Annotated in this window: 17 protein-coding genes; 3 read left to right on the top strand and 14 right to left on the bottom strand. The window is 62.1% G+C overall.

What is annotated here, in order from left to right; all coding sequences use genetic code 11:
• Positions 1 to 59 precede the first annotated feature (59 nt).
• Entirely contained in the window at positions 60 to 1,541 is a 1,482-nt protein-coding gene (locus tag V8Z78_RS10010; RefSeq protein ID WP_349731307.1) for a Ppx/GppA phosphatase family protein, read from the top strand.
• Positions 1,542 to 1,721: 180 nt separating this feature from the next.
• On the opposite strand, the gene ppk1 is transcribed toward V8Z78_RS10010, so the two are convergent.
• The 5 genes from ppk1 to V8Z78_RS09985 form a co-directional block, all read right to left on the bottom strand.
• On the bottom strand, positions 1,722 to 3,788 hold the full coding sequence (ppk1, locus tag V8Z78_RS10005; protein ID WP_012839114.1) for a polyphosphate kinase 1: 2,067 nt from the start codon (positions 3,786 to 3,788) through the stop codon (positions 1,722 to 1,724).
• Between the two features lie 462 nt (positions 3,789 to 4,250).
• Positions 4,251 to 5,585 (bottom strand): phosphoglucosamine mutase, encoded by a 1,335-nt coding sequence (gene glmM / locus V8Z78_RS10000; protein WP_349731306.1) that lies wholly within the window; start codon positions 5,583 to 5,585, stop codon positions 4,251 to 4,253.
• Between the two features lie 36 nt (positions 5,586 to 5,621).
• Entirely contained in the window at positions 5,622 to 6,470 is an 849-nt protein-coding gene (folP, locus tag V8Z78_RS09995; RefSeq protein ID WP_349731305.1) for a dihydropteroate synthase, read from the bottom strand.
• 71 nt (positions 6,471 to 6,541) lie between these two features.
• The gene (ftsH, locus tag V8Z78_RS09990; RefSeq protein ID WP_003067340.1) at positions 6,542 to 8,464 is read right to left on the bottom strand and encodes an ATP-dependent zinc metalloprotease FtsH; all 1,923 of its coding nucleotides are present in this window, start codon (positions 8,462 to 8,464) and stop codon (positions 6,542 to 6,544) included.
• A 246-nt stretch (positions 8,465 to 8,710) separates the two neighbouring features.
• Positions 8,711 to 9,373 (bottom strand): RlmE family RNA methyltransferase, encoded by a 663-nt coding sequence (locus tag V8Z78_RS09985; protein WP_003053442.1) that lies wholly within the window; start codon positions 9,371 to 9,373, stop codon positions 8,711 to 8,713.
• Between the two features lie 32 nt (positions 9,374 to 9,405).
• Here V8Z78_RS09985 and V8Z78_RS09980 point away from each other — a divergent pair, with 32 nt between their 5' ends.
• Together V8Z78_RS09980 and V8Z78_RS09975 are read left to right on the top strand one after the other, a co-directional pair.
• Complete coding sequence (locus V8Z78_RS09980) at positions 9,406 to 9,876, top strand: YhbY family RNA-binding protein (RefSeq protein WP_003067342.1); 471 nt, start codon at positions 9,406 to 9,408, stop codon at positions 9,874 to 9,876.
• 62 nt (positions 9,877 to 9,938) lie between these two features.
• Positions 9,939 to 10,697 (top strand): glycosyltransferase family protein, encoded by a 759-nt coding sequence (locus tag V8Z78_RS09975; RefSeq protein ID WP_012839116.1) that lies wholly within the window; start codon positions 9,939 to 9,941, stop codon positions 10,695 to 10,697.
• Positions 10,698 to 10,781: 84 nt separating this feature from the next.
• On the opposite strand, the gene kdoO is transcribed toward V8Z78_RS09975, so the two are convergent.
• The 9 genes from kdoO to lpxA all read right to left on the bottom strand — a co-directional run bounded on the left by kdoO (position 10,782) and on the right by lpxA (position 21,196).
• Positions 10,782 to 11,666: a Kdo hydroxylase KdoO gene (kdoO, locus tag V8Z78_RS09970; RefSeq protein WP_003067346.1), complete on the bottom strand. Its 885-nt coding sequence runs from the start codon at positions 11,664 to 11,666 to the stop codon at positions 10,782 to 10,784.
• 46 nt (positions 11,667 to 11,712) lie between these two features.
• Positions 11,713 to 12,132 (bottom strand): DUF4149 domain-containing protein, encoded by a 420-nt coding sequence (locus tag V8Z78_RS09965; protein ID WP_046462537.1) that lies wholly within the window; start codon positions 12,130 to 12,132, stop codon positions 11,713 to 11,715.
• 128 nt (positions 12,133 to 12,260) lie between these two features.
• Positions 12,261 to 12,737: a transcription elongation factor GreA gene (gene greA / locus V8Z78_RS09960; protein ID WP_003067350.1), complete on the bottom strand. Its 477-nt coding sequence runs from the start codon at positions 12,735 to 12,737 to the stop codon at positions 12,261 to 12,263.
• 220 nt (positions 12,738 to 12,957) lie between these two features.
• A complete protein-coding gene (carB, locus tag V8Z78_RS09955) occupies positions 12,958 to 16,209 on the bottom strand; it encodes a carbamoyl-phosphate synthase large subunit (RefSeq protein WP_349731304.1) in 3,252 nt (1,083 codons plus the stop codon).
• Positions 16,202 to 17,374 (bottom strand): glutamine-hydrolyzing carbamoyl-phosphate synthase small subunit, encoded by a 1,173-nt coding sequence (carA, locus tag V8Z78_RS09950; protein WP_057092722.1) that lies wholly within the window; start codon positions 17,372 to 17,374, stop codon positions 16,202 to 16,204. Before carA ends, carB begins: the two co-directional genes overlap by 8 nt.
• Positions 17,375 to 17,546: 172 nt before the next feature.
• Entirely contained in the window at positions 17,547 to 18,338 is a 792-nt protein-coding gene (locus V8Z78_RS09945) for a TrmH family RNA methyltransferase (RefSeq protein ID WP_349731303.1), read from the bottom strand.
• Positions 18,339 to 18,466: 128 nt separating this feature from the next.
• Entirely contained in the window at positions 18,467 to 19,198 is a 732-nt protein-coding gene (gene rnhB, locus V8Z78_RS09940; RefSeq protein ID WP_034362608.1) for a ribonuclease HII, read from the bottom strand.
• On the bottom strand, positions 19,161 to 20,357 hold the full coding sequence (gene lpxB / locus V8Z78_RS09935; protein ID WP_012839121.1) for a lipid-A-disaccharide synthase: 1,197 nt from the start codon (positions 20,355 to 20,357) through the stop codon (positions 19,161 to 19,163). The genes rnhB and lpxB overlap by 38 nt, the downstream gene beginning before the upstream one ends.
• A gap of 50 nt (positions 20,358 to 20,407) precedes the next feature.
• The gene (gene lpxA, locus V8Z78_RS09930; RefSeq protein ID WP_171832531.1) at positions 20,408 to 21,196 is read right to left on the bottom strand and encodes an acyl-ACP--UDP-N-acetylglucosamine O-acyltransferase; all 789 of its coding nucleotides are present in this window, start codon (positions 21,194 to 21,196) and stop codon (positions 20,408 to 20,410) included.
• Between the last annotated feature and the right edge of the window lie 13 nt (positions 21,197 to 21,209).

Here is a 21,209-nt window from a genome sequence, read left to right as displayed (position 1 = left end):
CGCTCATGCTCTGCCCGTGCCCCAACCCGCATAACAACAACGCATTGATTGGCTCAGAAATGGCTCCTGAATCGCTGCTTGCCGCCGTAGACCTTGGTTCCAATAGCTTTCGCCTTGAAATAGGCCGCATCGGCTCGCATCAACGCATCGAGCGTGTGGAATACCTCAAGGAAACCGTGCGCCAGGGCAATGGCCTGAACTCGCGCCAGGAACTCTCCCGCGAAGCCATGGAGCGCGGCTGGGAGTGCCTGGCTCGCTTTGGCGAACGCCTCAGGGGCTTTGATGCCTCGCATGTCCGCGCTGTAGCCACCCAGACCCTGCGCGAGGCACTGAATGCCGACGAATTCGTGACGCGTGGAAGCCAGTTGCTGGGCTTTCCCATCGAAGTCATTGCCGGCGAGGAGGAAGCCCGGCTGATCTATCGCGGCGTGGCCAGTTCGCTGCCGCCCAGCCAGCAAAAACGCCTGGTCATCGACATTGGCGGACGTTCCACCGAAATCATCATCGGCCAGCACAGCCAGCCACTGCAAGTGGCATCGTTCGCACTGGGCAGCGTCTCCTGGAGCAGCCGTTTCTTCAGCGACGGCGCACTGAACAAGACCAACTTCCAGGCCGCCGTTGCCGCCGCCAAGCAACGCCTGACCCAGGCCCAGTTCGCCTACCCGGGCACGGCCTGGGACTGCGCCTATGCATCCTCCGGCACGGCCAACGCCGTGGCGGACGCTCTCACGGCCCAGGGCCTGGACGGGCAGGTGATCACGCCCGCCAAGCTGCGCTACCTCTACGAGCTGCTGCTGGACATCGGTCATGTGGAGCGCCTGCGCATGCCGGGCCTCAAGGAAGATCGCCGCCCGGTGGTCGCAGGCGGCATCAGCGTGATGATGGCCGTGGTCGACCTGTTGGGCATTACCGAGCTGGAAGTTGCACAGGGCGCACTGCGCCAGGGAGCTTTGCACGACCTGCTCGACCATGAGCCCCCTGCCGACAAGGAAGCCGCGGAAGTCGGCGCACTGCAACTGGACTTCGGCGTGGACGTACCCCATGCCCAGCGCGTTCAGCGCATTGCCACCCAGCTGTGCCAGCAAATCCTGCCCGCAGAAGCCGCGCCGCTGAGCACTCAGGCCCTGGCCATTGCCGCGCAACTGCACGAGGTGGGCATGCGCGTGGCTCTGAGCGACTATCACCGCCACGGCGCCTACATTGTCGAGCATTGCGGCCTGGCCACCTGGGAGCCCGAGCTGCGCCAGCACATCTGCCAGCTGGTGCTGGGTCACCAGGGCAAGCTGCGCAAGCTGGAGGACGCCATCGAAGAGCCGCAGCTGGCCCTGCCGCTGATGGCACTGCGCATTGCCGTGCAGTTGAGCCATACCCGCCGCGACCCTGACATGCAGGGCATGCAGATCAAGCGTTCGGGCTCGGAATGCAAGCTCTCCACACCTTCGGGCTGGATGCTGACCTACCCGCAATCCGCCCGCCTGCTCGAGGAGGAAGCCATGGCCTGGAGCAAGACGCCCTGGAGCCTCAAGCTGCAGCTGCGCTGATATCACCTGCCAGGCCGCCGCGGCCTGCAAAAGGTAAAGGGACTGCGAGGCAGTCCCTTTTTTTGCTCTGAAAGCCCTTCAAAAAGATAGCTGCAAGCAACTGTCAAACATTGATTTCAATACTAAAAATATCTGAAAACATTGCATATCAGGCGCAAGGCGCTCCTCTTTTCAGAGTATTCAAACGCTCTTGCCGCCATAGCGCACCATCAGGGCCTGCTGGGCGCCCTTGCCCTCCAGCGGACGCGCGGGCTTCTGGTAAACGCCCGAGGCATCCAGCGTCCAGGCATCGCGGTCGTCGCCCAGATAGGCCACCAGGCACTCGTCGATCACACGCTGGCGCAGCTTTTTGTCAAGCACCGGCCAGGCCAGCTCCACGCGGCTGAGCATATTGCGATTCATCCAGTCGGCACTGGACAGCAGCAGCTCTTCTTCCTGGCCCCAGGCAAAGTAGAAGACGCGTGAATGCTCCAGAAAACGGCCGATGATGGAGCGCACGCGGATATTGTCCGTCACGCCCGGGCGCTGCGCCGGCAACATGCATGAGCCGCGCACGATGAGATCGATCTGCGCGCCCTTGCGGCCGGCCTCGACCAGGGCGCGAATCAGGGGCTCGTCGGTCAGCGCATTCATCTTGAGCACCATGCGTGCCTTCTCGCCCCGCGCCGCTGCGGCGGCCACCAGGCCGATCAGCTCCAGCATGCGGTTTTGCAGATGGAACGGCGCCATGACCAGCTTTTGCAGCTTGGGCATGGTGTTATGGCTGGACAGGTGGCGAAATACCGCATCCATATCGGCCGTGATCTCGTCATCGCAGGTCAGCTGGCTGATGTCGGTGTAAAGGCGCGCGCTGCGGGCGTTGTAGTTGCCCGTGGACAGATGGGCATAGCGCTTGAGCTGGTTGTTGCGCTTTTCACGGCGCGTGATGAGCAGCATCTTGGCATGGGTCTTGAGGCCGACCACGCCATACACCACCTGCACGCCCAGCGACTCCAGCTTTTCCGCCCAGTTGATATTGGCCTCTTCATCAAAGCGCGCCTTGAGCTCCAGCACGGCCAGCACCTCTTTGCCGCGGCTCACGGCCTCGGCCAGCAGGCTCATGATCTCGGAGTCGGTGCCCGTGCGGTAGATGGTCTGCTTGATGGCCAGCACTTGCGGATCGTTCACGGCCTCGCGCAGCAACTCCAGCACGCCATCGAAGCTCTCGAATGGCTGATGGATGATGATGTCGCTCTTGCGCATCTGCGCCAGGATGGATCGGCCTGGCACGAGCTGCGTGGGCCAGGCCGGCTTCCACTTGGGAAACAGCAGGGCCGGGTCGTCGACCAGATCGATCAGCTGCATCTGGCGCACCAGATTCACCGGCCCCTTGACGCGGAACAGCGCCTCGGCCGGCAGGCCGTATTGCTCCAGCAGCAGGTCAGAGAGCACCACAGAGCAGGACGAGGACACCTCCAGACGCACGGCCTGACCGTAATGGCGATGGTGCAGGCCCTGGCGCAGGGCCATGCGCAGATCCACCACATCGTCCTCGTCCACGGCCAGATCGGAGTGGCGGGTGACACGGAACTGCGAGAACTCCGACACTTCGCGCCCCGGGAACAGCTCGGCCAGATGGGCACGCACCACGCTGGAGATGCTGACAAACAGCTTTTGCTTGCCCGAGATCTTCTCGGGCAGACGGATCAGGCGCGGCAAGGCACGCGGCACCTTGACGATGGCCACTTCATTGGCCCTCCCGAAGGCATCCACGCCATTGAGGCGCACGATGAAATTCAAGGCCTTGTTGGCGACCTGCGGGAAGGGATGCGACGGATCCAGCCCCACCGGCATCAGCAGGGGCTGCACCTCGCGCATGAAGTACTCGCGCACCCATTTGCGCTGCGCCACGCTGCGCTCGCCGTGAGAAACCAGGCGAATCGCATGCTTGTCGAACGCGGGAATGATGGACTGGTTATAGAGCTGGTACTGCTTGGCCACCAGGCCGTGGGCCGTGGTCATCAGTCGCTCGAAGCTGGCGCGCGAGTACGGCCCCTGTTCATCACCGACCTTGGCGGCCGAGACATGAGGTGCACAGCGCACCTCGAACCACTCGTCGAGATTGGAAGACACGATGCACAGATAGCGCAGGCGCTCGAGCAGCGGCACATCCTCGCGCTCGGCCCAGTTCAGCACGCGCTCATTGAAGACCAGAATGCTTTGATCGCGGTCCAGCAGCTCCAGAGTCGGCTCGATCACAGGCGGCATGGCTACCTCGTTCTTGGACGCCGCTCGGCGTCGGCGCGGCGCTTTTGCAGGGGCCGGTGTCGCAGCGTCAGAAACGGCACCGGGCACACCATGGTGCCCGGCCGCCCCGGCTTGCGCAACTGCAGCCGGCTCGCTCGCGCAGTTGTCGACCGCTGTCGTGACGGGAGGCACAAGCGAGATATGCGCCAGACCCAGGGATGCAGGTCCCGCCTCATGCGCCTGACTATCGGTCTGCGAGGTCACTGGGGAAACTGCAGCCGGATCCTGCCCTGAAGATGAAGTGATGGAAGTGGAAAAAAAAGAGTCAGAACCAGATACGGATTGGGACATGTGGCAGCAGCCTGCGAAAGCTTGAAGCGCCCCTGAGGGCATGTCCGCAGTCTGCCCATGGTTTATGACAATTAGATGACCAAAAGATGACTGTCATCGTTGTTCATGACAGTCATCAGGGTTTGCGCAGCTTCAGCTGGCCCTGACCACCTCGGCGAGACGCTCGGCACAGTTGCTGGCCATGTCCGCACTCCTGGCCTCGACCATGACTCGCACCAGGGGCTCGGTACCGCTGGGACGGATCAGCACACGGCCGTCGCTGCCCAGCAGCTTTTCAACCGCTGCCTGCTCACCTGGCAGCTTGGCGTTGCACTTCCAGTCCTGGCCAGGCTGCAAGCGCACATTGATCATGACCTGGGGGAACAGCTTCACGGACTCCAGCCACTGGGCAATGGTCTTCTTCGAGCGCACGCAGGCTTGCAGCACCTGCAGTGCACTGACCAGGCCGTCACCGGTCGTGTGCTTGTCCAGCGCCAGCAGGTGGCCCGAGCTTTCGCCGCCCAGCTGCCAGCCCTTGGCATTGAGCGCCTCCAGAACATAGCGGTCTCCCACCTTGGCACGGACAAAACCCACGCCCTGCTCCTTGAGCGCCTGCTCCACCGCCATATTGGTCATCAGGGTTCCCGCCACGCCGCTGACTACGTCGCCGCGAGCCAGACGATCGGCCGCCATGAGATAGAGCAGCTCGTCGCCGTTGTAGAGACGGCCTTGCGCATCGACCAGTTGCAGACGGTCGGCATCGCCGTCCAGCGCCACGCCATAGTCGGCATTGTTGGCACGCACCGCCCTCACCAGCGCTTCGGGATGGGTCGCGCCAACTCCCTCGTTGATGTTCAGGCCGTCCGGGGAGCAGCCGATTTCCACCACATTGGCACCCAGCTCGTGAAAGACCTTGGGAGCAATCTGATAGGCCGCGCCATGGGCCGCATCCACTACGATCTTCAGGCCCCGCAACGACAGGCTGTGATCGAAAGTGCTTTTGCAGAACTCGATATAACGGCCGGCGGCATCGGCCAGACGTCGCGCCTTGCCCAAAGAGGCTGAATCCACCCAGACGGGGTCTTCCTTGAGAGCGGCCTCCACATCCTCTTCCCAGGAATCAGGCAGCTTGGTGCCCTCGGCACTGAAGAACTTGATGCCGTTGTCATAAAACGGGTTGTGGCTGGCGCTGATCACCACCCCCAGGCTGGCGCGCTGGGCACGCGTCAGATAGGCCACGCCCGGTGTCGGCAAGGGGCCAAGCAACATGACATCGACACCGGCAGAGTTGAAGCCCGACTCGAGCGCGCTCTCCAGCATGTAGCCAGAGATGCGGGTGTCCTTGCCGATCAGCACCAGAGGGCGCTCTTGCGTGCGACGCAACACGCGCCCCACGGCATGTGCCAGGCGCAGGGCAAAGTCAGGCGTGATGGGCGACTTGCCCACCGTGCCGCGAATCCCGTCGGTGCCGAAATACTGTCGTGCCATATTCTCGTTGTCCTTTTTAGATTCAATACTCAGTCATCAGGCCTGCAGCGCTTGCGCATCATGCATGGCCTGCCAGACTGCCAGCGCAGCCACCGTATCCTTCACATCGTGGACACGCACAATTTTGGCCCCACGCTCGACCGCCAGCAATGCCGCCGCGACGCTGGGCACCATGCGCTGATCCACAGGCAGGCCGGTCACCTGCCCCAGAGAGCCCTTGCGCGACCAACCCGCCAGCAAGGGGAAGTCTAGGCCCAGCAGCTCACGCTGATGTGCAAGCAAGGCAAAATTTTGTACCACGCTCTTGCCGAAACCAATACCGTAATCCCAGGCGATGCGGGAGCGAACAACGCCTGCATCGAGCAAAGGCTGAGTCACCTGCAGCAGAAAGTCCCGAACCTGAGCCACGGCATCGCCCTCCATATGCTCCAGGTGCATGTCTTGCGGGGTCTTGTGCATATGCATCAGGCACACGCCACAGCTGGCGTGCCTGCTCACCACCTCGAAGGCACCGGGCTGGCGCAGCGCCCAGATGTCGTTGATGATGTCCGCCCCCAGATCCAGAGACGCGGCCATGACTTCGGGCTTGTAGGTATCGATGGAGATGGGCACGTTGAGCTTGACGGCTTCACGCAGCACGGGCAGAACGCGAGCCAGCTCGTCTTCGAGACTCACAGCAGGCGACCCCGGCCTGGTGGACTCGCCACCTATATCCAGAATATGCGCCCCTTGCTCCAGAAGCAGCTCCGCATGGGCCATGGCCTGGGATACACCGGCATGCCTGCCTCCGTCCGAAAAGGAATCCGGGGTCACATTCACGATGCCCATGACCTGAGGCTTGTCGAGCTGCAAGAGAAAACGCGAGGTTTGCCACTGTTGCGACATAAATCTTCCGATATCTGAGAGTGCAAAAACAAAAGGCCCCTGAGGGACCTTTTGTGTGTGAGGCTTGGCGCTCAAGCCGTAGTCGGTGAGGGCTCGGCATTCGATGCGGGATTGCCTCCCGAGGAATTGCCACCATCCGACGAGGGTGGGTTGCGAGGCGTCCAGTCCTTGGGAGGACGAGGCTCCTTGCCCGCCATGATGTCGTTGAGCTGCTCGGCGTCAATCGTCTCCCAGTCCAGCATGGCCTTGGCCATGGCATGCATCTTGTCGCTGTTGTCTTCGATCAGCTTGCGCGCCAGAGCATATTGCTCGTCGATGATGCGACGCACTTCGTCGTCCACCTTCTGCATGGTGGACTCGGACAGATTGGAGCCACGGCTGAAGGTACGGCCCAGGAAAGGTTCGCCTTCCTGCTCGGAATAGACCATGGTGCCCAGGGCATCGCTCATGCCGTAGCGCGTCACCATGTCACGGGCGATCTGGGTCGCGCGCTCGAAGTCGTTGGACGCACCAGTCGTCATCTGGTTCATGAACACTTCTTCGGCGATACGGCCACCAAACAGCATGGCGATCTGGTTGAGCATGTACTCCTTGTCATAGGAGTAGCGGTCCTTCTCGGGCAGGCTCATGGTCACGCCCAGCGCACGGCCGCGCGGGATGATGGTGACCTTGTGCACGGGATCGCACTTGGGCAGCAGCTTGCCGATGAGGGCATGGCCGGCTTCATGGTAGGCCGTGTTGCGGCGCTCTTCCTCGGGCATGACCATGGTCTTGCGCTCGGGGCCCATGATGATCTTGTCCTTGGCCTTCTCGAAGTCCTGCATCTCCACAGTGCGCGCATTGCGGCGTGCCGCCATCAGAGCCGCTTCGTTGCAGAGGTTGGCCAGATCGGCGCCCGACATGCCGGGCGTGCCGCGCGCGATGATGGCGGGGTTCACGTCCTGGCCCACGGGAATCTTGCGCATGTGCACGTTCAGGATCTGCTCGCGGCCGCGGATATCGGGCAGCGTCACATAGACCTGACGGTCGAAACGACCGGGGCGCAGCAAGGCCGCATCCAGAATGTCGGGGCGGTTGGTTGCCGCCACCACGATCACACCGAGGTTGGTCTCGAAACCGTCCATCTCGACCAGCATCTGATTCAGTGTCTGCTCGCGCTCGTCGTTGCCGCCGCCCATGCCGGCACCGCGCTGGCGACCGACGGCGTCGATTTCGTCGATGAAGATGATGCAAGGCGCATTCTTCTTGGCGTTCTCGAACATGTCGCGCACGCGGGCCGCGCCCACGCCGACGAACATTTCAACGAAATCGGAACCCGAGATCGAGAAGAAAGGCACCTTGGCTTCGCCCGCGATGGACTTGGCCAGCAGCGTCTTGCCGGTACCGGGAGGGCCGACCAGCAGCAGACCGCGGGGAATGCGGCCGCCGAGCTTCTGGAACTTGTTGGGGTCCTTGAGGAAGTCCACGACTTCCTTGACTTCTTCCTTGGCCTCATCGGCACCAGCCACGTCGGCAAAGGTGACGGTATTGCTGTTCTCGTCGAGCATGCGCGCCTTGGACTTGCCGAAGCTGAAGGCGCCGCCCTTGCCGCCACCCTGCATCTGGCGCATGAAGTACACCCATACGCCGATCAACAGCAGCATGGGGCCCCAGCTCACGAGCAGCGTCATGAGCAGCGAGCCTTCTTCACGTGGCTTGACGTCGAACTTGACGTTGTTGTTGATCAGGTCGCCCACCAGACCGCGATCGAGGTAGGTGGCCGTAGTGCGGATCTTGCGGTCATCGGTGGTGGTGGCTACGACCTCGGTACCGCCAGCACCTTCCTGAATGGTGGCACTCTTGATACGGTTGTTGCGCACTTGCTCCAGGAATTCCGAGTAGCCAACATGAGAGGCACCGCCAGCACCTCGGGTGTCAAACTGTTTGAACACCGTAAACAGCACCATGGCGATGACCAGCCAGACGGCGACTTTTGAAAACCACTGATTGTTCAAGCGGGGCTCCAATGGAATATTCAGACGTAAAGGCCCGGAGGGGACTCCAGACCTAGTTGAGGTTCATTTTAGGTGTTTCAAGCGCCAAAGACGCCTATTTCCCCCTATAGCGGCCATAGGCAAGGTACGGCCCAGCAGGCAATCGGCCCTAAGCCTGTGTTTTATCAAGGCTTTGCGCTATCAGTTTCACTGGTTTGCTGCAGCAAGGCATGAGGTCAAATGCCCCTATGCGAGCCGGCAACTCCGTCAAGAGCCCTGCTTGAGACCCATCCCCACCAGGAAAATCTCGGCAGACCGGTCGCGCGATGCCTTGGGCTTGATGGGCTTGACCACCTTGAAGGTCTGCTTGAACAGATCCACCAGCTCGTTATAGCCGCTGCCGTGAAAAAGCTTGACCACCAGCGCGCCCTCGGGCTTCATGTTGTTGATCGCAAAATCGACGGCCATCTCGATGAGCACCGCAACCCGCGCCCCGTCCGTGGCACCATGGCCCGACAGATTGGGCGCCATGTCCGAGACCACCACGTCGGCCTTGCCGCCGCCCATGGCCTCTTCCAGCTGCGCCAGCACCGCCTCCTCACGAAAGTCGCCCTGGATGTAATGCACGCCCTCGATGGGCTCCATGGGCAGCAGGTCCAGCGAGATGATGCGGCCATTGAGCTCGCCCACGGCCGCACCGCTGGGCGAGAGACGACGGCGCACATACTGGCTCCAGGCGCCGGGCGCGCAACCCAGGTCCACCACGGTGTGGCCGGGCTGAATCAGCTTGAGCGACTCGTCAATTTCCTTGAGCTTGTAGGCCGCGCGCGCACGATAGCCGTCCTTTTGGGCAGCTTTCACATACGGGTCATTGATGTGATCGTGCAGCCAATTCTTATTGACCTTCTTGCTTTTGGTTTTCGTTTTCATGCCTGAATTCTCGCAGCCTTGATAATACGGGTATGCCCCAAATTGAATTAACTCCCGCGCAGCGCCGGGAACACCGCGCCGAAGCCCACCATCTGGACCCCGTCGTCCTCATCGGTGGCGATGGTCTGACCACTGCCGTTCAAAAGGAAGTGGACGCCGCACTCAATGCCCATGGTCTGATCAAGGTCCGCGTTTTCGGCGACGACCGTGCAGCCCGCGAGCAAATCTATCAACAACTCTGCGACGAGCTGAACGCGGCTCCCATCCAGCACATCGGCAAGCTGCTGGTGCTGTGGCGCCCTATTCCCGAAAAGGAAAAGGCCTTTGACGAAGACCGCATGCCCGGTCCTCGCGACGTCAAGGTGCTCAAGTTCGGCCGCGCCGGCCAGAAGCCCGAAGTCAAGCAGCTGCGCGTGCTCGGCAACCAGCGCCTGACCGCCGGCGGCACCATCAAGCGCGCCAAGCCCAAGCAGAAGTCGGTCAAGAAAGGCCGTCAGGACTGATCTGCCGATCCGCCCTGTCTGCCCGCCCCATTGCCTTATTTCCTCGCCGAGACCGCCAACCCATGGTTCAGACCACACAGCAGCAACGCCACATTCTTTGCATGAAATGGGGCACCAAATACGGCCCGGAGTACGTCAACCGACTCTATGCCATGGTGCGCCGCCATCTCAGCGGAGATTTTCGCTTTGTCTGCCTGACCGACAGCACAGAGGGGATTCGCTCCGAAGTGGAGTGCTTCCCCATCCCCGACCTGAACATCCATCTGGCGCCCGGCCAGCGTGACGGCGCCTGGAAGAAGCTCACCACCTTCGAGCGCGACCTGCATGGCCTCAAGGGTCAGGCGCTGTTCCTGGACCTGGACGTGGTGATTGTGGGCAGCCTCGACGAGTTCTTCACGCTGCCCGGCGACTTCCGCATCATTCACGACTATCCGCGTTTCTGGCGCTTTGGCGAACGCATTGTCGGCAACTCCTCGGTCTACCGCTTCGAGCTGGGTGCCCATGCCGATGTGCTGGAGCATTTCCGCGCGCACACCGAAGAGATGCGCGGCAAGTACCGCAACGAGCAGGAGTATCTGTCGCACTTTCTGCACAAGCAGGGCAAGCTGGACTACTGGCCTGCCGCCTGGTGCCCCAGCTTCAAGTACTACTGCATTCCGACCTGGCCCAGCAACTACTGGAAGGAGCCGGTGCCGCCGGCCGATGCGCGCATCGTGATCTTCCACGGCGAAGTGAACCCGCCCGACGCGCTGGAAGGCCGTCGCAACAAGCGCTTTCGCCATATCGAGCCCGCCAGGTGGATCGAGAAGGCCTGGGGCTGAAGGACGGCTGCAGTTGCAGCCTCAAAAACAAAAGGCGTTGACCGCGAGGTTCAACGCCTTTTTTGTGCTCGCCTGACCGATAGATCAGCGATATTTGGCATCGACCAGCGGATGCCCCTTCATGCGCGAGAGAATGGACAGCGGGCTGGCCGCCGGGTTGTATTCGCTGCCTGGCGGCAGGAACAAGGTCTGCTCCAGCATGTACTGCCCCGACATGACGGCATGCACTGCCTGATCGGAGAAACACACCCAGGTGGAACCTGCCGCGAAAGGCACGGTTTCCTGGGGAGCATTTTTCTGATAGTCGGGATCGCCCTTCATGCCGTCATGCAGCTGCAGCATCAAATGGTCGTATTCGCTGCGATAGGACTTGGTCACATGCAGCAGCTCCAGCGCCTTGGCCTGCCAGGCGCTGTAGGGCTTGGCACGCGGCACAAAACGCTTGGCCACATCGGTGAAGGGCTCGCCCACTCGCCAGACCCGGGGCTGGCCATCCGGGTTGACATTGGTGAAGACGCGCAGAATGCGCTCACCATAGTTGGGCCGCGAAGGAAAGGCATCCACATGCATGCGCTTGTCGTCGGCACGCCAGGACTGCGCCCGCGTTTCCACCTGCGAAGGTCGGTAGCTGGTGGGTGCCATGCGCACCACCGGCATATAGGCGGGAAACAGGCCGGCGATCAGCGCCGTGGCCTGGTCGCGAAAGCGCCTGACCATGCCCGCCACCTGGGCCTGCGTGGCCTCGTCGCCTGCCACACCCTTGATCGAACCATCCACATTGAGGCTGATATTGCGCGTCTTGGGATCGCGCACATCGGGGCGCAGCAGCGCTTTTTCCTGCTCGGTCAGCTGAAAGCTCAGTTGCGGAAAGTACAGCACCTTGCCGGCTTCGACGGCAGCAGTCCATTCATCGCGCCCCTGGACCTGGCTCCAGTCGGTCGCGTCGATTTTTACGATTTGAGATTCCATGGCTTCGGCAGTGTACTCCCCACAGCTGGCGCGGGCTTGCACTGGATCAAGCCGGCTTGCGCGTGCCCGCCACACGCCACAGCACGATGGCGGCGCACAGCCACTGCAGCGCATACATGCCGGTGCCTACGCTGTGCCAGAGCCTGAGGTTCTCGCGCGCCACGATCTTGGGCGACACGCCGTACTGCACCAGCAGCGCCAGCAACATGCCGGCGATAACAAAACCGATAGCTGCTTGCGCCCATTGCTCAATCTTTTCAGCATGTTTTCGCTTTGAAAACACCAGCAGAAGAGCGCAACATGCTATGGAAATCCAGGTCTGCGCGGCGAACAGCTTGGCCGCCATAAAGCCCGCCAGAGCCGGCGTGGGCAGATGGGCAAACAGCATCGGCACGGCCACAAAGCCAATGGAGCACAGACTGCCCCACCATAAAGCGGCCAGGAAAACAGGCAAACGCTCGTACATAGTCACGAATCCTTGAACGCGGCGCAGCGCCCAGGCCAGAAACATCAAGCAAGGGCAGCCCCGCAGCGAAGATGTTGCCCCCTCCGCGAGGCAGAGAGGGGGAAGGCGCGCAGCGCCTCAGGGGGTGCTTACACGTACTTTACGCCCACGATTTCATAGCGACGCTCGCCGCCCGGTGCCTGCACCACGGCAGTATCGCCCTCTTCCTTGCCGATCAGGGCACGGGCAATGGGGCTGGACACATTGATCAGGCCGTGCTTGAGATCGGCCTCGTCCTCGCCCACGATCTGGTAGGTCACGGGCGAGCCGCTGTCTTCATCTTCCAGGTCCACGGTCGCGCCGAACACCACGCGACCGCCGGCATCCAGCTCGGTCGGGTCGATGACCTGCGCGGCAGACAGCTTGCCCTCGACCTCGAGGATGCGGCCTTCGATGAAGCCCTGCTGCTCCTTCGCGGATTCATATTCGGCGTTTTCGCTCAGGTCACCCTGAGCACGGGCCTCTGCAATGGCTTGAATGACCGCGGGACGATCCACAGTCTTCAGGCGTTGCAGTTCCACTTTGAGCTTTTCTGCTCCGCGCTTGGTGATTGGGATGGTGGCCATGATCGAGTCTCCAAATTCAGCAAACGCCGCGCCAAGCGCGGCACCTCTCGCACAGTCCTGAGTGACAACGTCAAACAGGGGCCTGTGCCCCAAAAGCAAACCGCCGCACGATGCCGCGCGGCGGTTCAAATACATTACCGCAGATTATGCCGTGTTTGCCGCGGCACAAGTGCGGTAAAAACCCGGCAGCCCTTGCGGGCTGCTTCGGGCGTCAGGCTTTTCAGGCCTTGGTCAACATGGCATGCAGCTCTTGCACCGAGTGCACGTCCACATTGCCGCGCATGGCCTTCATGCCTTCCACGGCCGCTTCCGCGCCGAAGATGGTGGTGAAGGTGGTCACACGTGCCAGCAGCGCGCTGGTACGGATCTGGCGCGAGTCGGCGATGGCGTTGCGACGCTCTTCCACGGTGTTGATGACCAGGGCAATTTCGCCGTTCTTGATCATGTCCACGATGTGAGGACGGCCTTCAGTCACCTTGTTGACCGCCTGCACTTCCAGGCCAGCCTCAGCAATCGCTGCAGCTGTACCGCGTGTAGCGCACAGGCTGTAGCCCATGGCAACCAGTTCCTTGGCCACGGCCACGGCACGGGTCTTGTCGTTGTTCTTCACCGACAGGAAGACCTTGCCTTCGGCGGGCAGGTGCACGCCGGCACCCATCTGGCTCTTCACAAAGGCTTCGCCAAAGGTCTTGCCCACGCCCATGACTTCACCGGTGGACTTCATCTCGGGGCCGAGAATGGTGTCCACACCAGGGAACTTCACGAACGGGAACACGGCTTCCTTGACGCTGAAGTAAGGCGGTGTGACTTCCTTGGTGATGCCCTGCTCGGCCAGCGTGTCGCCGGCCATGCAGCGTGCAGCCACCTTGGCCAGTTGCACGCCGGTGGCCTTGGAGACGAAGGGCACGGTGCGCGAGGCACGAGGGTTCACTTCCAGCACGTAGATCACGTCCTGACCGTCCGCTTCCTTGATGGCGAACTGCACATTCATCAGGCCCACCACATGCAGGCCTTCGGCCATGGCTGCGGTCTGGCGCTTGATCTCAGCGACGGTTTCGGCCTTCAGGTAGTAAGGGGGCAGCGAGCAGGCGGAGTCACCGGAGTGAACGCCGGCTTGCTCGATGTGCTCCATCACGCCGCCGATGTACACGGCACCGGTCTTGTCGCGCACGCAGTCCACGTCGCACTCGATGGCGTTGGACAGGAAGTGGTCCAGCAGCACGGGAGAGTCGTTGGAGACCTTCACGGCTTCGCGCATGTAGCGCTCGAGGTCACGCTGCTCGTGCACGATTTCCATCGCACGGCCGCCCAGCACATAGGAAGGACGCACCACCAGGGGGTACCCCAGGCCGGCAGCCTTTTCCAGGGCTTCGGCTTCGGTACGTGCAGTGGCATTGGGAGGCTGACGCAGACCCAGTTCGTTGAGCAACTTCTGGAAGCGCTCGCGGTCCTCGGCGGCGTCGATCATGTCGGGCGTGGTGCCGATGATCTTCACGCCTTCGCGCTCCAGGCCCAGGGCCAGCTTCAGAGGCGTCTGGCCGCCGTACTGCACGATCACGCCTTCGGGCTGCTCCACGTCCACGATTTCCAGCACGTCTTCCAGCGTCAGGGGCTCGAAGTACAGGCGATCGGAAGTGTCGTAGTCGGTGGACACGGTCTCGGGGTTGCAGTTGACCATGATGGTTTCGTAACCATCTTCGCGCATGGCCATGGCGGCGTGCACGCAGCAATAGTCGAACTCGATGCCCTGGCCGATACGGTTCGGGCCACCGCCCAGCACCATGATCTTCTTCTTGTCCGTGGGAGCGGCTTCGCACTCTTCGTCATACGTGGAGTACATGTATGCGGTGTTGGAAGCGAACTCTGCCGCGCAGGTGTCCACGCGCTTGAACACGGGACGCACCTTCAGCGCCTTGCGCGCTTCGCGCACGGCCTTGTCGCTGGTGTGCAGCAGCTTGGCCAGACGGCGGTCGGAAAAGCCCTTTTGCTTGAGGGTGCGCAGAGTCTGGGCATCCAGAGCCGCCAGAGCGCCTTCACCCTTGGCTTCGTAGAGCTTGTCCAGGTCGAGTTCGATCTTGACGATCTCCTCGATCTGCACCAGGAACCACTTGTCGATCTTGGTGATGTTGTGCACCTCGTCCAGCGACCAGCCGGCAGCGAAAGCGTCACCCACATACCAGATGCGGTCGGGACCGGGCTCGCCCAGTTCCTTTTCCAGGATTTCGCGGTCCTGGGTCTTTTCGTTCATGCCGTCCACGCCCACTTCCAGGCCGCGCAAGGCCTTCTGGAAGGATTCCTGGAAGGTACGGCCGATGGCCATCACTTCGCCCACGGACTTCATCTGCGTGGTCAGGCGGTTGTCGGCAGCAGGGAACTTCTCGAAGGCGAAACGCGGGATCTTGGTGACTACGTAGTCGATCGAGGGCTCGAACGAAGCGGGGGTCTTGCCACCGGTGATTTCGTTCTTGAGCTCATCCAGCGTGAAGCCCACGGCCAGCTTGGCCGCGATCTTGGCGATGGGGAAGCCCGTGGCCTTGGAAGCCAGTGCCGAGGAACGCGAGACGCGGGGGTTCATCTCGATGACGATCATGCGACCGTCCTTGGGATTCACCGAGAACTGCACGTTGGAGCCGCCCGTGTCCACACCGATCTCGCGCAGAACGGCCAGAGATGCATTACGCATGATCTGGTATTCCTTGTCGGTCAGTGTCTGGGCCGGCGCCACGGTGATGGAGTCACCGGTGTGCACGCCCATGGGATCCAGGTTTTCGATGGAGCAGACGATGATGCAGTTGTCCGCGGTGTCGCGCACCACCTCCATCTCGTACTCTTTCCAGCCCAGCAGGGATTCTTCGATCAGCAGCTCGTTGGTGGGCGAAGCCTCCAGACCGCGCTTGCAGATGGTTTCGAATTCCTCGGGGTTGTAGGCAATGCCGCCGCCGGTGCCGCCCAGCGTGAAGCTGGGGCGGATGACGGTGGGGAAGCCCATCTGCTTTTGCACGGCCCAGGCTTCGTCCATGGAGTGGGCGATGCCGGAGCGCGCGGAGCCCAGACCGATCTTGGTCATGGCGTCCTTGAACTTCAGACGGTCTTCGGCCTTGTCGATGGCTTCGGGCTTGGCGCCGATCAGCTCGACCTTGTACTTGTCCAGCACGCCGTTCTTCCACAGGTCCAGCGCGCAGTTCAGCGCGGTCTGGCCGCCCATGGTTGGCAGGATGGCATCGGGGCGTTCCTTGGCGATGATCTTCTCGACCGTCTGCCAAGTGATGGGCTCGATGTAGGTGACGTCGGCGGTGGCCGGGTCGGTCATGATCGTGGCAGGGTTGCTGTTGATCAGGATGACCTTGTAACCCTCTTCACGCAGGGCCTTGCAGGCCTGCACGCCGGAGTAGTCGAACTCGCAGGCCTGACCGATCACGATGGGACCGGCGCCAATGATCAGAATGCTTTTTAGGTCGTTGCGCTTAGGCATTTTTGTGTTTCTCCATCAGCGCTGTGAAGCGGTCAAACAGATAGCCGATATCGTTGGGGCCGGGCGATGCTTCGGGGTGACCCTGGAAGCAGAAGGCAGGCACATCGGTGCGCTCCAGACCTTGCAGCGTGCCGTCAAACAGGCTGATGTGCGTGGCGCGGGCATTGGCGGGCAGCGACTCCAGCTCCACCGCAAAGCCGTGGTTCTGGCTGGTGATGCTGACGTGGCCGGTGTCCAGGTCCTTGACGGGGTGGTTGGCACCGTGATGGCTGTTCTGCATCTTGAAGGTCTTGGCACCGGAGGCCAGAGCCATGATCTGGTGGCCCAGGCAGATACCGAACACCGGCATCTTGGCTGCCATGATCTCTTGCACAGCGGCAATGGCGTAGTCGCAAGGCTCTGGGTCGCCGGGGCCGTTGGACAGGAACACGCCGTCGGGGTTCAGGGCCAACACATCCTTGGCTGGAGTCTGGGCGGGCACGACGGTCACGTCGCAACCGCGCTCGGCCAGCATGCGCAGAATGTTCTTCTTCACGCCGAAGTCATAGGCCACAACCTTGAACTTGGGCGATTCGAGCTTGCCGTAGCCTTCGCCCAGCGTCCACTCGGCCTCGGTCCATGGGTAGGACTTGTCGGTGGACACGACCTTGGCCAGATCCAGCCCCTTCATGCTGGGGGCAGCCTTGGCGGCGGCGATGGCCTCGTCGATCCTGGCCTGGGTGACTTCTTCACCAGCGGCCAGACCCACGATTGCGCCGTTCTGCGCGCCTTGGTCACGCAGCAGTCGCGTGAGCTTGCGGGTGTCGATGTTGGCGATGGCGACGGTCTTACCTTCGGTCAGGTACTCGGACAGCGTCTGGGTGCTTCGGAAGTTGCTGGCCAGCAGGGGCAGGTTCTTGATGATGAGACCTGCGGCATGGATCTTGTCAGCTTCGACGTCTTCAGGATTGACACCGTAGTTGCCGATGTGCGGATACGTGAGCGTCACGATCTGCTGGCAATAGCTGGGGTCGGTGAGGATTTCCTGGTAGCCGGTCAGCGAGGTGTTGAAAACGACTTCGCCAACAGTGGTGCCTTGCGCACCAATCGAGTTGCCAATAAAGACCGTGCCGTCTGCGAGCGCCAGAATGGCGGATGGGAAATTTCCCTTGAGAGACAAAAGCACTGGGTTCTCCGGTTTTTTAATTACGGTTACGCCCAACGAAGCCCCGGCGTGTGCGCTGGGACATTTGTGTCTGCAGGGAATGGCGAGGAAGCGTCGCTAGGCGTATGAAGGAATGCTTGAAAGCCGCCCATTATAGGCTCTGTCCGCTTCACCCCTTTGAAGCGCCCCGGGATTACCCTCTACGGCGTAGCATGCTTACGCTGCTCGCATGCAGGCAGATCGCGGCCGCAGCAGCCACATTGAGTGACTCCTCACCTCCGGGCTGCGCAATGCTGATGCGGTGCCGCGCCATCTCCATCAGCGCATCGCCCACACCCTGCCCTTCATGACCCATGGCCCAGGCACAGGGCCATGGCAGATCTGCCTCATGGATCAATGTCCCCTGATGGGAGCTGGTCACTACCAGGGGCACTTGCAGGCCTTGCACATCATCGACCGAGGCCGCCTCGACCAGATGCAGGCCGAAGTGAGCACCCATGCCGGCACGCAGCACCTTCTGACTCCACAGTGCGGCCGTGCCCTTGAGCGCCAGGATCTGGGTGAAGCCGAAGGCCGACGCGCTGCGCAGGATGCTGCCCACATTGCCGGCATCCTGGACGCGGTCCAGCACCACGGTGGCAACGCCCGGCTGCACCTGCACACCCGCATCCCAGTCCATCACATAGCCCATGCGGGCAGGAGATTCCAGAGCGCTGATCTCGTCGAACAAGGCATCTGCCAGCACCACGACCTTGCCGGCAGCCTGCACCCATTCCTCGGGCGCCTGAGGCCAGAAAGACTGCGCAAAAACGGCAAGCTTTGGTTTCAGGCCCCGCACCAGGGCCGCACGGCAAAGATGATCGCCTTCAAGCCAGACCTGCCCCTGTTTGCGATAGGCCGTGCTGTCCTGGGACAGACGGCGCAGTTCTTTGACGAAAGCGTTGTCGCGCGAATGAATGTCCGTGACCTGGGGGCGTGCAGCCATGTCGACCTCTGAGAAAAAACAAAAACCCGGCATGCAAGCGCCTGGCCGGGCTTGAAACAAGAAGATAGAACGCCCGAGGCGGCCCTGCGCCGCACTCGGGAATGCAGACAATGTCGATCAGGCGCGCATCAGACGTAGAGCGATGCCTGCGACATCAGCAGGCTGGACGTCACACCCGACAGCCCGGTCTCGCACAGCACAGGCTGCGCCATGCCGCCTGCACACACCTGGCCGGCTTGCAGCACCTGGGCCACGGGCGCAAAGGAGCGCCTGTGCTCTGCCGTCGCACCATGGGCGCGCAAGGCCTGCAGATGCGCGGCCGTGCCATAGCCCTTGTGTCCGGCAAAGCCGTACTGCGGGTACTGGGCATCCAGGCGTTCGCACCAGCGGTCACGAGTGACCTTGGCCAGGATCGAAGCTGCGGAAATGGCCTGCACCAGCGAGTCCCCCTTGACGATGGCCTCGGCCTGCACATCGATCTGCGGCAGCTGGTTGCCATCCACCAGCACCAGCACGGGCTTGAGACGCAGGCCCATCACCGCACGACGCATGGCCAGCAGCGTGGCCTTGAGGATGTTGATCTCGTCGATCTCCTGCACCGAAGCCTGAGCTATGCAAAAGCACAGCGCCTTGGCGCGGATCTCGTCGTAGAGCACCTCGCGGCGGTTGGCCGTGAGCTTCTTGGAGTCGTTAAGCCCGGCAATGGGCTTCAGATCGTCCAGGATGACGGCGGCAGCCACCACCGGACCGGCCAGCGGGCCGCGCCCTGCCTCATCCACCCCGGCAACCAGCCCGGGCGGATGCCAGGGCAGGCAGCCTTGCTCAAGCAGCGGGGGTGGCAATGATTTTTTGGATCGCATGGGCAGCCAGTTCGGCGGTATCGCGGCGCAGTTCGTGATGTAGCGCGGTGAAGCGCTCAACCAGCGCTTCAATGGTGGCAGGAGAATCCTGGCTGGCTCTGAGCCAGCCCAGTGCGGCCTGGGCCAGCGCCTCGGGTGTTGCCGCATCCTGCAGCAGCTCGGGCACGACAAAATCGCCGCACAGAATATTGGGCAGGCCCACCCAGGGCTGCAGCTGTTTGCGCTTCATCAGGCGCCAGCTCCAGGGATGCATGCTGTAGCTGATGACCATGGGGCGCTTGTAGAGCGCCGCCTCCAGCGTGGCGGTGCCGCTGGCAATCAGCGTGCAGTCGCAGGCTGCCAGCACATCGTGGGACTGGCCCTTGACGATGAGACATTTGCCCTGCATGCCGGCCTCGGCCGCAATGCGCTGCACCTCTTCGTACAGCGAAGGCACGGCCGGCACCACGATCCGGGTCTGAGGCAACGCCTTCTGGACCAGCGCCGCCGCCTTGAAAAAGCCTGAGGCAATGTAGCGCACCTCGGAGCGGCGGCTGCCGGGCAGCAAGGCCAGCACCAGACCCTCTTCGGCCAGGCCCAGGCGCGCACGCGCGGCCGCTCTATCGGGGTGCAGCGGAATCACCTGCGCCAGCGGATGACCGACGTAGGTGGCTTCGATGCCATGCTGGGCCAGCAGTTCGGGCTCGAACGGGAAGATGCACAGCACATGGTCGGCGGCGCGACGGATTTTCTCCACGCGATCGGCACGCCAGGCCCAGATCGACGGACAGACAAAGTGCACGGTCTTGATGCCGGCTTCACGCAAGCCGGTTTCCAGCCCCAGGTTGAAGTCGGGGGCATCCACACCGACGAAGACCGAGGGCGGATGCGCAATCAGGCGTTGACGCAGCTTTTTGCGAATACCGAGCAACTCGGCCACTCGCGCCAGCACTTCCCAGCTGTAACCGTGCACGGCCAGGCGCTCTGACTGCCACCAGGCGTCAAAGCCGCGCTCCTGCATTCTGTCGCCGCCTATGCCCATGGAGCTCGCATCGGGCCAGCGCTGACGCAGACCGTCGAGCAACAGCGAAGCCAGCAGATCGCCCGAGGCCTCGCCTGCCACCATGGCAATGCTGGGCGCTATGGAATCTGGAGCAGCTTGCGCCTGCTTATTAGTCATTTCAGAGCTATTCACGTCTCAAACTCAGATAGGGACAACGCGAGCCGCTATCAACGTGTAATGCCGTTGCTTGCTGATGCCAGAAAGGACTGCATGAAGTCCACGTCCTGCACGGCTTCAGGCGTTGCCGACTTGATCGCATCCATGGCCGCAATGGCATGTTCCAGCGTCAGCCCCTGGCGGTACAGCAGCTTGTGCATTTCACGCACGGCGGCAATGCGTGCATCCGAGAAGCCACGACGCTTGAGACCGATCAGATTCACGCTGCGAGCGGCCAGCGGATTGCCATCCACCGTCATGAAGGGCGGCACATCCTTGTTCACATGGGCCTGAAAGCCCACCATGGCATGTGCACCTATGCGCATGCGCTGCAGCACACCGGTCAGGCCACCAATCGTCACCCAGTCGCCGACATGCACATGGCCTGCCAGCGTGGTGTTGTTCGCCAGTGTGGTCTGGTTGCCAATGATGCAGTCATGCGCGATATGCACATAGGCCATGATCCAGTTGTCATTGCCGATGGTCGTCTCGCCACGATCCTGCGTGGTCCCCGTATTGAAGGTACAGAACTCGCGCACCGTGTTGCGATCGCCGATCACCAGACGTGTGGGCTCGCCCGCGTACTTCTTGTCCTGGGGCTGCGCACCCAGCGATGCAAACTGGAAGATGTGGTTGCCTTCACCAATGGTGGTGTCGCCTTCGATCACGCAATGCGCCCCCACCTTGCTGCCGGCGCCAATGCGCACCCTGGGGCCGATGACGGCATACGGCCCCACCGACACCGAGGTGTCAAGCTGGGCCGCTGGGTCCACCACGGCGGTGGGATGAATCAAGCTCACAGCCGCCATCAAC

The sequence above is a fragment of the Comamonas sp. wu1-DMT genome (genome assembly GCF_040187805.1).
Lineage (GTDB): Bacteria > Pseudomonadota > Gammaproteobacteria > Burkholderiales > Burkholderiaceae_C > Comamonas > Comamonas thiooxydans.
Note: the sequence above shows the minus strand (reverse complement) of the source record. Positions and strands in the feature narration are given on the sequence as shown.